We start from the raw sequence: 14,103 nt of genomic DNA, 5'->3' as shown, positions 1-14,103 counted from the left end.
GTTTCCGATCAGTGACGGGACGGGAGCGGGCCGCGGTCGGCGAGCTCCACGTCGCGGTTGTAGCGGTAGAGGCGGGCGGGTCGGTGGCTTCCGGTGCGGAAGCGCTCGGTCGGGATGAGGGTGTCGGACGTGTCGACCTGGCGACGGAAGTTCGCCGGGTCGAGGCGCTTGCCGAGGATCGACTCGGTCACTTCACGCAGGTCGGCGAGCGTGAACTCGTCGGGCAGCAGGCCGTGGGCGATGCGGCTGTAGCCGACCTTGTTGCGCAGGCGCCACAGCGTGTACTCGACGATGTCGTTGTGGTCGAAGGCGAGGGCCGGGAGGTCGGTCGCGTCGAACCACTCGACGTTCTCGGGGGCGTCGCCCTCGCGGGCGTGCGCGGCCACCTGGGCGTCGACCTCGTCGGAGCGCAGCAGCGCCCAATAGACGATCGACACCACGCGCGTGGGGGAGCGGTCGACCGCCCCGAACGCGTACAGCTGCTCGAGGTAGCTGGGGGTGAGGCCGGTGGTCTCGGCGAGCGTTCGGGATGCCGCGGCGTCGAGCCCCTCGCTCGCGTCGAGCCAGCCGCCGGGCAGCGCCCACCGCCCGCCGAACGGATCGCGTGTGCGGCGCACCAGGGGGAGCGAGAGGACGGGTTCGTCGTCGGCGTCGCGGCGCACGCTGAAGATCACGGTCGACACCGCGACGCGCACGTCGGCGTCGCGGGACTCGGGCTGAGGGGTTCGTGTCATGGTGACCATATCTCCGGAACCGATCTTAGTGTCATTCCGACTCGAAGGGCGAATTCGCGGTGGAGGCTGCGGGGCGGGGTGCGCGGGGTGGCCCCGGGGCCACGCTCGACGCCCCGGGGCCACGGACGGGGGTTCGGGCGCCCAGGCGGGCTCGGGCGGGGCCGCGTGTCCAGACGCGGGGTGCGCGGCGTAGCCCCGGGTCCACGTTCGACGCCCCGGGGCCACGGGCGCACAGGCCCGCCCGGCCCCGCGCATCGAAAGGGTTCTCTCAGACGGGCGTTCTAGCCTCGAAGCGAACACAGGAGGTCGGATGCCGATCGTCGACATCGCCCTGATCGCCCTTCTGGCGGTCGCACTCGCCGTGGGGCTCTCCCGGGGCTTCCTCGCCACCATCGGCTTCTTCGCGGGGCTCGCGCTCGGGGCGGTCGCCGCCTACTGGGTGCTTCCGTTCGTGGGCCAGTGGGTCACCGACCTCGCATGGCGAGGACCCGCCATGATCGGCGCGGGCATCGCCCTGCTCGTCATCGGCTCGGGTCTCGGCAGCGCCGTCGGCAATTTCTTCCGGCGCGGCGCCGACCGCATCAAGCTGCGCGTGCCCGAGCGCCTCCTCGGCGGTGTGGTGAACGTGGCCGCCGCCGCCCTCACCATCTCGTTCGTCGCCGGCTCCCTGACCCCGGTCGGCGTGCCCGTCGTCTCCGCCGCGCTCGGCTCCTCGACCGTGGTGCGCACGATCGACGACCTCACCCCGGCACCCGTGCGCGGAGCGCTCGCCGACCTGCGCGGAACGATCTTCGCCGACGGCATCCCTCGCCTGGGCGAGCTCATCCAGATCGGCCCGGTCCCCACGACTCCGAGCATCGCCCTCGACGACCCCGCACTGACCCAGGCGGCGCAGTCGGTGGCGCGGATCTCGGGCACCGCCTACGCCTGCGGCATCACCTCGAGCGGGTCGGGCTTCGTCGTCGCCGACGGCCGCGTCGTCACGAACGCCCACGTCGTCGCGGGCGTGGACACCCCGCTGGTCGAACTGCCGGGTCGTCCGGCGCGCGAGGGACGCGTGGTGTACTTCGACCCGGTCGACGACATCGCGGTGATCTCTGTGGATCAGTTGGATGCCGCCTCCCTGCCGATCGCGCAGACGCTCGCCGTCGGTTCTCCCGCCGTCGTGCAGGGGTACCCGGGTGGCGGCCCCTTCACCTCGGGGAGCGCGCAGATCCTGTCGGAGGGCACGGTTCCGGTGCCCGACATCTACGACGATTCCTCCGCCCCGCGTGACATCTACGCCCTGGCCGGGATCGTCCGGCCGGGCAACTCGGGCGGCCCGTTGCTGACCACGTCCGGTCAGGTCGCGGGGATCGTCTTCGCTCGATCCGACACCGATGACAACGTCGGCTACGCCATGACCCCCGCCGAACTCGAGCCCGTGATGGCCCAGATGGGGTCGTTGTCGGCACCCGTGGCATCCGGAAACTGCACGCGGGGCTGACGGACCACGCCCGTCGGCGGCCGCGTCACACGCCGCGGGCGGGCACCTGCGAGGTCACGCGATCGCGGCGGCGGTGACGACTTCTCGGAGTTCGTCCCGACCGCTGACGCCGAGCTTGCGGTAGACGGCGGCGAGGTGGTTCTCGACCGTGCGGTGCGACAAGCCCAGGCTTTCGGCGATCTCGCGATTGCGTGCCCGCGTGGCGGCGGCGCTGGCCACGGCCCACTCGCGCGCGGTCAGCAGATCGGCGATGCCGGAGCGCGCCGTCGGCGAGGGCGACAGGAGCGCACCGACGCGGGTGACAATGACGCGAGCGCGGCGGGCGGCGGTCGCCGCGTCGGGGTGGGCTCCGAGCGCTAGCGTCTGGCGGGCCGCGTCGTAGGCGGCGGCGAGGTATCCGGCCGTCTCGAGCCCCTGGGCTGCGGCGACGAGCGCGGTGGGATCCCCCTGCTCGAGGGCTTCTCCGTATGCGACGAACAGGCGCACCGAGGGGCCGGCGTGGTGGGCCGGAAACCGGCGCAGCACCGCGAGGACCGCGGACGGCTGCCCCATGCGGATGGCGCTCAAGGCGGCGAGAGCGAGCCACCAGTCGTGGTGGCGTCCCTCGGCGGCTTCCACGGCGCGTTCCACCGGGGCCGCCGGTGACGGCGCACCCGCACGGAAGGCGAGCCACGATTCGGCTTGCGCCGCCTCGAGGTCGGTGATGACCAGAGCCCGCATGCCCGGGGTGAGCCGGTCCAGGCATTCCTGCGCCTCCGCGGGACGCCCGAGCCAAGCGGCGACCGTCGCGCGCGTGCCGATGGCCAGCCCCTCGAAGGCGAGGAGGTCCCGCCACGCGAGCTCGTACGTCGCCTCGCGGGCGTGCAGCAGGGCGCCGTCGGCATCCCCCTGCATGAACGCACTCCACGAGGCGCCGAGCGTCCAGATGCCCACGGCCTCGCTGAGGCGGTGCGTCGCGTGCTCGCGGAACGCCTCGCGCGCGGCGGGGAGGTCGGCGTCCGCGCAATCGGCGACGGCCTCCGCGTAGTCGAACAGTTCGGCGGCGTGCCGGATGACGGCGAGCGCCGCCTGCGCGTGCGGGCGCCCGGCGGCGATCCCCGCGCGGGCTGCGACCGTGTCGCCCGACAGGCAGGCCGCCAGGACGGCCGACAGCATGGGGTCGAGCGACGCGACCGCCGCCTCGGCTCCGTCGGTGCCCAGGCGACCGCCGGTCAGGGTCTGGCGGGGCAGGTCGCCGAGCATGATCTGCCACTTGGTCATGCTCGTGCGCAGGAACGCGGCTGCTTGGGGATCGGTGATCCGCTCGAGGGCGTCACCCGTCACGCGGTAGGCGCGCGCGGGGTCCTCTCGCCGGAGCGACCAGTACGAACCGGCGCGCGATGCGGCCAGCGCCAGGGCGGCGTCATCGGGCGCGACGCGGACGGCGAGGTCCATTGCCCGGTCGGCTTCGTCATGGCGTCCGAGCAGCCACAGGGACTCTCCTCGCAGCACGACCGCGTCGGTCGGTACCGGTTCTCGCCGCTCCTCCGCGAGGGCGAGGGCACGAGAGCCCAGGTCGACGGCGAGCGCGTGGAAGCCCAGGGCGGTGCAGGTCCGTGCGGCGGCGGCGAGCTCTTCCGTCGCGGGCGGGGTGTCGCCGTCGCTGGCGAGGGTGATGCGGGTGAGCCGACTGCGGGGATCGTCGTACCCGGTGAGTCGGGCGGACGCGTGCGCAGCGGTCTCGCGGCGGTGGGCGGGTGGCATCCCGTCCGAGATCACCTCGCCCACGAGCGGCGAGACGATGCGCACGCGATCGGGGGTGCCGACGGCGAGCCCTGCCTCGACCAGGGCGGCGACATCGGCTTCGGCGAGGACGTCCCGGGGAAGCGACGTCGACACCGCCAGCAGTCCGAGCGCCTCCGCTCGAGCGCTTCCGGCGAGCTCGACCCACTCGGCGACGAGCTCGCGCAGACGGCTCGGCGGCGACGGCCGCCCCAGGTCCAGCCCGAGCGGGGTCTGCCGGGCGAGTCCCGAGCGCAGGGACTGCGGGACGAGGAGGCTGAGGAACAGCGGATGCGCGCCCACGCGGTCAAGGAACGCGACCAGGCTCGGCGGGGAGACCCGGCCTCCCGCGGCCAGGTCGATCACCGCGACGGCCTCGTCGTCGCTGAGCGGGGGCACCGCGATGCGCTCGAGAAGCCCCTCATCACCGAGGCGACGGAGGGGCGCGGGGAGCGTCTGCCCGACGCGCGCCGTCAACAGGACCCGCACCCCGTACGACCGGACGAGTTGATGCACCGCGGCCGCGGACACGTCGTCGAGCCACGCGGCGGCATCGATCACCAGAACCGTCGTCTTCGCCGTGCCGGCCAGTCGCGCCGTCACGCGCTGCAGGCGGCGAGCGGGATCGTCGTCGGCTTCTCGAGTCGGGTCGAGCCGCAGCAGAGGAAGAAGAGCAGCGAGAGGGATGCCACGGAGCTCGGGCAGCGCGAAGGTGCGCACGACGTCGAACCCGCGCTCGCCGAGGCGATCGGCGAGGTGCTCGGACAGATGAGTGGCGCCCGCGCCGGGCACGCCCTCGATGAGCCACGCGCGGCCCCGCCCGGCCTCGATGCGGTCGGCGAGGGCGGCGACCCGGTCGCCGTCGGGGGCACCCGGGCTCTTCACGTCGATCAGTATGCCGTGCGCGTGAGGACCCTCGGCGCAGTCCTGTCCGATTCACGTCGTTGGAGCCGTGTCGGGTGGTGTCGGCACGAGTAGGTGGGTTCCACCTAGGGGTTGACAGTCCGCCGTCAGCGAACATGAGCACATGCTCTTGGGTGCCCTGCGTGATTCCGGTCGAGCCATCGCGTCGTCGTGGTGGAGGCTGCTTGTGGTTCAGGCGATCTTCGCCGTCGCTCTGACCGTGGTCTTCTTCGCCCTTGGCGTCGCGCTCGCGGCCCAGGGCACCGCCCTGTACGACTGGGTGTCCGAGGCGCCGGCGACGGTCGAGCCTCGCATCGCCGCCGTCGGTGTGCTCGCTTCGGCGATCGTCGCCCTGGCGGGTTTGCCCCTCGTCCTCGTCACGATCGCGGCGCTCGCGCGCCTGGTCGACGCCTCGCTGGCGGGTCAGCGCCCGCGGATGTGGCGCTCGGTGGTGACAGGGGTGCGTTTCGTTCCGCGTCTTCTCCTCGCCGCGGGGATCTCCGTCCTCGCCGTCGCCCTCGCTTTCATCTGCGCCCCCTTCGTGAGCGTGCTGGGCCTTCTCGCGCTCGCAGTCCTCGGCATCCGCTCCCTCATCCGCCGTCGAAGCGGACGACCGGATGCCACCCGCTGGCGCCTGTGGCTGGTGCTCGCCGTGCCCTTCGGGGTGCTGTGGCGCGTGCTCCCCACGGCGGTGCTGCTCGTGCCCGCCGCCGTGCTGGAACCGGCGTGGCCGCGCGCGGCCGTGATCGCCGCAGAGAAGGCGGCAGCCGGTCGTCGCTGGCAGGTTCTCGGGGCGTGGCTGCTGAGCGTGCTCGTCGCGCTCGCCCTCGTGACCGCGACCGGTCTGCTCGGGCAGACGCTCGATGCCACCTCCGGCGCTCTGCTGTCGGGGGTCGTGCCGCTCGTGCTCGCTCCGCTGCCTCTGGTGGTGGCCGTCGCGCTCTATCGTCGTGCGGCGGGCCCGTCGGGGCGTATCTTCGCCATGGCATCGCCCGTGGTGCCCTCGACGACGCCGGTGCCCTCGCCGGTGATGGCGCGCGTGGCGACGGCCGTGGTGATGGCGCTGGTCCTGCCCCTGGGGGCGGCGACCACGGGCTCCGCGGCGATCGCTCAGGATGCCGTCACCCCGGTCACCTCGTTCACGGTCACCTCGGCGGCGGACACGACGGATGCCACGGCCCTCGCGTCTCAGAAGGCTTCGTGTCTCGCGGGCGGCGGGGACTGCACCCTGCGCGCCGCTCTCGCCGCTGCGGCGGACGTCGCCGCGTCGGGGGCGCCGCGGGCGACCATCACGATCTCGGGTGCCCCGGTGATCACGCTGGCGGCTCCTCTGCGCTTCGAGCCCGACACGGTGACTACCGACGGTGGATCCGGCGGCACCGGGGGAGAGGAACAGCCGGGAACGGGGGAGGACCACCCCACCCCGACGCCGGCCCCGTCCGAGACGACGCCTTCGGAGACGACCCCGTCCGAGCCCCCCGCTCCCGTGCAGACGGAGAATCCGTCGGAGGGCGGTGACCCGTCGCCCACGTCTTCGGAGACACCTGCGCCCTCGCCCGAGCCCTCGGCATCAGAGGCTCCCGCTGCATCGTCGACGGGCGAGCTCGGCAGTGCCGTCATGAAGCTCGCGTCGAACGTCGTCACGTCGGCGCAGACCACCTCGGAGCAGTCGCCGTCCTCCGACGAGTCGCCGTCGCAGGAGACCGGCTCGGGCGGGGGAGCCGGCGGAGGGGGCACCTCGGCGATCACGAGCGGCACTCTCGACATCATCGGCAACGGCGCCGTGATCGACGGTGGCGGAACGATGCGCCTGCTGTGGGCCGCGAGCGATCACTGGGCGCTCTCGATCAACGACCTCACCCTGCGGGGCGGCTTCGACACGTACACCGGCGGAGCGCTCATCGCCGCGATGACGTCCACGACCCTCACGCGCACGGTCTTCCGCGGCAACCAGGGCGGCTTCAGCGCCGGTGCCGTGTTCGCGCGCGACCTGACCGTCGACTCGAGCACCTTCCTCGACAACACTCTCTCGCTGGGTTCCGAGGGCTCGCGTGGCGCGGCGATCTACACCACGGGTGCGACGACCATCGTCAACTCCACGTTCGGCCGCAACAAGATCACCGACCAGTGGGACAAGACGCGCAATCAAGGCGCGGACGTGTGGGCCGACGCCGGCATGACGGTCGTCAACTCGACCTTCGTCGACTTCGACGGCGGATCGCTGGGCAGCCCGTCGACCAGCACCGACGGGGGCGCGGTGCCGACCTCGACGGTGCGGAACTCCCTGTTCAGCACGAACGCGATCGATACCCCCGCCCTCGCCTGCTCTGGTCGTCTGTCGGGCGACCACAACGCGCACGCTCAGGGCGACGGCAGCTGCCCCGGCTCGCCGACCGTGAACCGCGGCCAGTCGTACTTCGGGGCTCTCGATGAGACCGGCGCCGTCCCCGTCTATCCGCTCGGCGGGGCGCAGCTGAACGTTGTCGCCGGCACGGGAACCGACTGCCCGAGCCTCGACGCGCGCGGCGGCCACCGCCCCGCACAGGGGTGCGATCTGGGAGCGATGCAATTCGACGGCTCCACCGTTCTCTCGGCCAGCGCGGAGCCGGATGCCGATGTTCGCGGCAGCGCGACCTTCCGGGCCACGGTGCGGGCGATCACCCCGAGCACCGCGCAGGGCACCGTCACCTTCACCGTCGACGGCGCGACCTACGGTCCGATCCCGCTCACGCAGGCATCGATCCCCAACGGCATCACCGACACCGCCGTCGTGCAGGTTCCGGGTCTGAAGGGCGGGGCGTCCTACGACTACTCCGCGGTCTTCACCGGCAGTTCTCCTTACACCGACAGCACCTCGATCACGCAGACTCTCACGATCGCGGGCGACGTCGTCGCGGTCTCGCTGGCCTGCGCGCCGGAGGCCCCGCTGGCCGCGTGCTCGGGCTCCGACTGGACCCTGGAAGATGCCGCGGCGCTCACCGCCGTCGTCTCCGTCGCCGACGATCAGCCGGGCACGGTCGTGCTGTCCTCCGACGCGGCCGGCAAGACCGTCGTCGCCGGGCCGGTCGCGGTGGCCGAGGGGGCGGCATCCTTCCTCCTCTCCGCCGAGACCATCGGCGTCGGCCGACACGCGCTCTGGGCCGTGTACACCCGCGACGACGCCTCCGGTGGCGGTGCGACGGCGAGCCCGCAGACACTGCTGATCCGCTCCGCGGCCACGGTCACCCTGGCGTTCCCGGCGGCGACCGCCGTCTACGGCGACCCCGTCGGAGCGGCCGCGACGGTGACCGTCAGCGGGCAGGGGCCCATCCCGACGGGCACGGTCTCGGTCGGTGGCTACACCGCCACCCTCGACGCGCAGGGCCGCGCGGTCGTGCCGGGCGTGCGCTACGGGTGGGGTACCGATTCCTTCACCGCCACGTACTTCGGTGACGAGGTGTACGGCCGAGCGGCGTCCGAGAGCGTGGGGCTCCACCTCACGGCGGCGGAGACGACCACCGCCTTCGATTCCTCGAGCCCCTCGTCGGTGACGGCCGGACTTCCGTTCACGACGACGGTCGTCGTCGACACGCTCTCCCCGAGCACGGCGACGCCGAGCGGGGCCCTGACCCTGCTGTCGGACGGTGTCGCGGTGACGGCGGCGAAGATCGGGGTGGTCACGGCGAGTGATGCCCGGGCGGTCTACACGGTCGTCGTCCCCGGCGATGCGCTCGCCGTCGGCGACCACGTCCTGACGGCCGCCTTTTCGAGCGCGTCCGGGTTCTCGGCATCCGTCTCGGCAGCGCACCCCGTGCGGGTCCTCTCGACCGCGACGACGACCGCTCTGCAGGCGTCGTCGACGGCCGTGCACTGGGAGGATTCCGTCTCGTTCACCGCGACGGTGACCACCGGCGGCGACGCACGGATCCCCACGGGTTCGGTGGAGTTCGTCCGGGGATCGTCCGTGCTCGGGTCGGTGGCCCTGGCCGCGTGCGCGACGGGTTCGGGATGCGCCACCGCGACCTTCACCGCCCCGGCCGGGTCGCTCGGCGTGGGCGGGGGCGCCGTCACGGCCCGATACGTCGGATCGCCGGTGTTCGCGGGGTCCGCGTCGAACGCGATCGACGTCACCGTCGCGCGGGCCACGCCGACGCTGACCGTCGACGCCCCCGGCTCCATCGCGTACTCCGCGGGAGCATCCGTCGAGGTGACACTCGCCGCGAGCGGGCTGAGCCCCGAGACCGCCATCGTGACGCTGCGCGCCGTCTCGGCCGACGGTGCCACGACGTCGCTCGGATCCCTCTCGCTGGCCTCGGGTGCCGCGCGCGTGCGCGTCGGCGGCGCGCTCCTCCCCGGGGCGTACACCCTGGTCGCCGACTTCGGTGGTGACGAGCAGTTCGACCCCGCGTCGACCTCGCGGTCGCTCTCGGTCACCGCCGCACCGACGAGCACCACCCTCGACACCGACGAGTCGCGAACCCTGCCGTGGAACAGCGACCTGGGAGTGGGGGTGAGCGTGAAGAACGCGGCGGGAGACGACCGCCCCGACGGCGTCGTGATCGTCACGCTGACCAACATCGAGGTCGGACGCGTCACCCTGTCGTCCGCCGATGACACGGGCGTCGCGGGTGAGCGCCACGTCGTGGTGCCCGTCACCTTCGGTGCGCAGATCCCGAGTCTCGCGTACTCGGGTGCGCTCACCGCGAGTTTCGAGCCGACCGGGCCTTTCGGCGGGTCTTCGGCGAGGGATGCCACGGGCTCCCTCGCCGCGCAGAAGATCACGCTGACGCCGCGCGAGACGCAGGCCGCGGTCACGGCGACGGCGCAACTCGGCGGGTTCGTCGAAGCCGTCGCGACCGTCAGCGTCCCCGGATCCCCGGCCGGGTTCGTCGCCCGCGGCGCCGTGCGCTTCGTCCTCACCGGACCGGATGGCCGCGACATCGGCGACGAGACCGCCACGCTGGAGAACGGTGTCGCCAAGCTCTCGTCGACACGGCTCGGCGGCATCCGCACCACCTCTCTGGGCTGGTACACCGTCTCGGTCACGTACCTCGGACAACCGTGGGACGACCGGTACGTCGCGCCCCCGGGCGGGAGCTACGCGTTCGACCAGGCGCAGTTGTTCGCGGGAGCGCCGACGTTCGCTCTGACCGCGCCGGCCGCCGTCCAGGTGGGATCGACGCTGTCTGTCCCCGTGACGATGAGCGGCAGGGTGACGCCCTCCGGCACGATCCGTATCCGCAGCGCCGACAACCTCCTCGGCGACCTCGGCACGACGGTTCCTCTCGAGAACGGGTCGGCCACGGCGACCTTCCCGCTGCCCTCGGCGCTGAGGAACATGGATGCCGATTACCGCTTCGTGATCGACTACTCCGGTGACGACGCGAACACGCGCAGCACGAGCCAGGAGTTCACCGTTCGTGTGACGCGCGTCCCCACCCGGGTGGTGCTCGCCCCGGCCGACCAGCGGCCCGGTGCGACAGCGGTCTTCTCCGACACGGTGACCTCCTACCAGGTAACGGTCGACGCCGCCGGGCTTCAGCCGACGGGCTTCATTCAGCTCACGCGGAACGGAAAGCCGTTCGCGACCGGTGCGGTGACCGCCACCGGTACCGTGCGCGTGTCTGCGCGGACGTTCGCGGCGAGCAGCGGCACCGTCGAGGCCCGGTTCCTCCCCGATGAGGATCGATTCGCGCCGAGCTCCGCCGAGATCGCGCAGGACTGGGTCGCTGCGCCCGTCGTGGTGACGCTGGATCCCGGCCAGCCGCAGGCCGGTCGGATGAGCCCGGTGACGGTGTCCGTCCGATACGCCCACGAGGCGAATCCGCTCCTGCTCGGCGATACGCTGCCGACTCACGCCCCGCAAGGCTCCGTGGTGGTCAACGACGGACGGGGAGCGACGTGCACCGCCTTCGTCGGCCCCCGAGACGGTGACGGCGACCGGACGGCATCCGGCGCGTGCGATCTCGCTTTCGGCGAAGGTGGTTACCGCGTCCTGACGGCGAACTACCTCGGTGCCGACAACTACGCACCAGGCTCGGGGTCGGCGTTCGTCGAGTTCGACCGCTCGGAGCCGACCGTCAGCCTGGCTGTCGGCCAGAACGAGCGGTGGGGTGGCCTGACCACCGTCCCCGTGTCGTGGTCGGTAGCGGGGCCGCGTGCGGCAGGCGATCTCGGCACGATCGAGATCCGTCGCGGCGACACCGTGGTGTGCACGGCGGCGGTGCTCAGCGGCACCTGCCAGGTCACGTTGCCGGCGTACCAGCGGACGACCGATGACGCTCTGTTCACCCTCGAATACAGCGGGACGACGGCGTGGAAGCCGGCGACCGTCACGCGACAGGGCCGGATCGTCGCGTGCGTCCCCTTCGCGGCACCCTCCTCGTCTCCGGCGGGTTCGGCGAACATCGAACTCGTGACGGCCCCCGACTGCGGAGGGGGCGCGGGTTACTTCGAATCGACGCCCGTCTTCGTGCGGGTCACGCCGGGAGAGAAGTACGACGTCGACGACGTCGCCGTCAACGGCGTCTCGCTCGGATCGACCACCGGCCAGTTCGTCGACCCGCCCGTGTCGATCGCCGGACCGAACGCCCTGCGCCCTATGACGGTCACTGCGACCACGAGCGTCCGGTGCGTTCCCGTCATCCTGTCGGTCCAGAACTACGACGGGGCCGTCCTGCCGGTCGACGCGCTCCGCTACGACGTTCGCGGCAAGTGCGGTTACACCGTCAAACGCACCGGCGATCGGGTCGAGACCACCGCCGCGTGGGATTCCGACCTCACCGTCTCGATCGACCGCTCGAAACTGCGCTCACGCGAGCAGTTCGTGGGATGGGGAGACGGCGCGCAGCTCATCAGCGGCGACGGCGTCCGCGCCGACTCGATCACCGTGAAGGTGACGCCCGACACCGCTTTCGTGTCGGCTGCGGTGGGGCCGAAATGCTACGCGCTTCCCGAGATCGCCCAGCCGATCGGCGGCACCATCACGATCGACACCCCGTCGAACTGCTACGACCGGGTGACCGGCACGTCGGCGTACCGCTTTGGGACGACCGTCGTGGGAACGCTGAAGGACGCGGGTGCCGGCGCCAAGACGTACTTCGCCTCGTGGGCGGGCAGCACGGATCGATACTCGCCGATCTCGGAGAGCACCGCGCCACTGGGGAGCCGCCGGTTCTCGTTCTCGGTTGGTGATCGCCCGTTCACGGTCGGTGCCACCTACGGCACGTGCGTCTCACTCTCGACATCGATGGTGGGCGATCTGTACCGCGACGCGAAGGTCGACATCCAGACGCCCGGCAATTGCCCGGCGGTCGGCGGCACGGCGTCTTCGCCTTGGTACCTCTCCGGCACCGCGGTGACCATGGAGGCTACGGGCGGCTCCAGCGGACTGACCTTCCTCGGGTGGGCGGGGCTTCCGGTGAAGGGGTCGGCCAACGCGATCGCGAAGGTGACCGCTGTCCTCACCCAGGACACCTCCGCGGTCGCGGCGTACGGCAAGTGGCAGAACTGCAAGCGGATCGACCTGTCGTCGCAGCCGGCGGGTGCTCTCGACGTCAGCCTCGACTTCGGCCCGCAGGGCAACCCGTGCGACGTGCCGTACAAGGGGGTGAACGCGCGCTTCTACGATCAGGGCACCGCGAGCGGTCAGGAACTCACGGTAAACGCGACGCCGATCAGCGAGGCCGCGAAGGGCGCCACGATCGTCTGGGCCTCGAGGTCCAACACGTTCACGGACGTCGGCAACGGGCCGACGGCGAAGGAGGACCGCCCCTCGGTCAACATGTGGCAGGAGGGTTCGTCCTTGTCGCAGAAGTTTCACGGCGACTCGACCGTCGTGGCGCGAGCGTGCGAATTCGCTTCGATCTCGGCGCGAATCCTCTCGCCCTCGGGCGCGGTGCTGCCCGGTCTGTACGCGACCAATCAGGTCAAGGGCAGTCCGATCGAGGACTACATCTCGACCGCTCCGGCCGACTGCGGCGTCGGGGGGAACCCGCGGTACACGCGGGGCGGGTACGCGTGGCTGGCGGGGACGGATCTCCAGCTCCGGGCGGCCGTCGACCCCGAGGCGTTCAACGTCGTCTCGTGGGAGGGCGACGCCTCGGGCAGCGGCGCCAGCCCCGACGCGCCCGTGGTGCTCTCCGGCGCGGGACGCACGGCGGACGGCGACTACGTGCACAAACGCGTGACGGCGACGTTGCAGGCCAAGTGCTACACGCTGTCACTGCCGCACGACACGCAGCGGCTCACGGTCATGACCCCGCCGAACTGTCCCGGGGAGGAGCAGACGCTTCCCTGGCTGGACGATTCGATGGGACCTGTGGCGTTCACGATGACGCACCCCACGACGTATCGCTATCTCGGCGGCACGGACGTCGTGGTGCGCGCCACTACGGGAGGCGACCCGCGGTTCCGACACTGGACGTCGGGCGCGGACTCCACGAGCAGCGAAGATGGGGAGTACGCTGGCGTTCACATGTCCAGCGACAAGACGCTCGTCGCCTACTACTCGTCGACGTCGATCTCGGAGGACTTCAAAGACTTCGGCGACAGCTTCGTCATGACGATGTCGACGACCGCGAAGGTCATGATCGGCTTCGCCACGGCTGCGGCGGGAGCGTACGTCCGCTCGCTCACCAGCGTGGTGGGCATCGCGGGAGTGGCGCTGTCGGCCACCGCGGACGCGTTGACGGCGCTGAACGTGAGCGGAAAAGCCGTCGACGGGATTCGAAGCGCGGGGCAGACCATCAACTCGGTCGTGGACATGTTGGCGGCTCCGTTCGATTGCCTGACCGCCTACTCCGCCGGGGGCGACGACAACATGTTGTTCGCCATGCAAAGTTTCATCGGCGGTGGTATCGCCCTCGGTGCCGGCTACGGGACGCAGACGAAGACGGTCTTCGGCACCTCGACCCGCTTCACCAAGATGGTGAATTCCGTCGAGTCGGCCCTCATCGCGGCTGAGCCCGCACTGGCGGGGGTCTCGGCGACGGGACTGGCCATCAAGGCCACGGTCGCGGCGTCTCAAGCGAAGGCGAAAGCGGCCAAGGGCGGGCAGACGGCGGCCGGCGTGTGGACGGACAAAGCGGGGACCAACGCCTTCGCCGCGTGCATGCAGAAGAAGATGGCCGCGGGCCTCGATACCCTCGCCTACGCGGTCACCTTCGGCGATTACACCCCCTCGAGCGACGCGTCATGGCTGAAGGGCCTGGCTCCCCGTACGGGGTGACGGTCGCCGCG

General features: G+C 71.7%; 4 protein-coding genes. 2 read left to right on the top strand and 2 right to left on the bottom strand.

Annotation, left to right across the window (positions count from 1 at the left end; all coding sequences use genetic code 11):
• Positions 1-8: 8 nt before the first annotated feature.
• A complete protein-coding gene (locus tag AB6V31_RS08330) occupies positions 9-743 on the bottom strand; it encodes an NUDIX domain-containing protein (RefSeq protein WP_176786404.1) in 735 nt (244 codons plus the stop codon).
• 301 nt (positions 744-1,044) lie between these two features.
• On the opposite strand from AB6V31_RS08330, the gene AB6V31_RS08325 reads away from it, so the two are divergent.
• Complete coding sequence (locus AB6V31_RS08325; RefSeq protein WP_074697027.1) at positions 1,045-2,220, top strand: MarP family serine protease; 1,176 nt, start codon at positions 1,045-1,047, stop codon at positions 2,218-2,220.
• 54 nt (positions 2,221-2,274) lie between these two features.
• On the opposite strand, the gene AB6V31_RS08320 is transcribed toward AB6V31_RS08325, so the two are convergent.
• Entirely contained in the window at positions 2,275-4,866 is a 2,592-nt protein-coding gene (locus AB6V31_RS08320; protein ID WP_369365017.1) for a LuxR C-terminal-related transcriptional regulator, read from the bottom strand.
• Positions 4,867-5,008: 142 nt separating this feature from the next.
• Between AB6V31_RS08320 and AB6V31_RS08315 the strand changes: the two genes are divergently transcribed.
• A complete protein-coding gene (locus AB6V31_RS08315; protein ID WP_369365015.1) occupies positions 5,009-14,092 on the top strand; it encodes an Ig-like domain repeat protein in 9,084 nt (3,027 codons plus the stop codon).
• Positions 14,093-14,103 lie beyond the last annotated feature (11 nt).

Source organism: Microbacterium sp. 16-032 (genome assembly GCF_041079455.1).
GTDB classification, from domain to species: Bacteria; Actinomycetota; Actinomycetes; order Actinomycetales; family Microbacteriaceae; genus Microbacterium; species Microbacterium testaceum_A.
The sequence above is the reverse complement of the archived record's forward strand: the minus strand, read 5'-3'. Positions and strand labels throughout refer to the sequence as shown.

Bases quoted from the DNA above. Each gene is read 5' to 3' on its own strand.
- AB6V31_RS08330 (WP_176786404.1), bottom strand. From the start codon at position 743: ATGGTCACCATGACACGAACCCCTCAGCCCGAGTCCCGCGACGCCGAC.
- AB6V31_RS08325 (WP_074697027.1), top strand. From the start codon at position 1,045: ATGCCGATCGTCGACATCGCCCTGATCGCCCTTCTGGCGGTCGCACTC.
- AB6V31_RS08315 (WP_369365015.1), top strand. From the start codon at position 5,009: ATGCTCTTGGGTGCCCTGCGTGATTCCGGTCGAGCCATCGCGTCGTCG.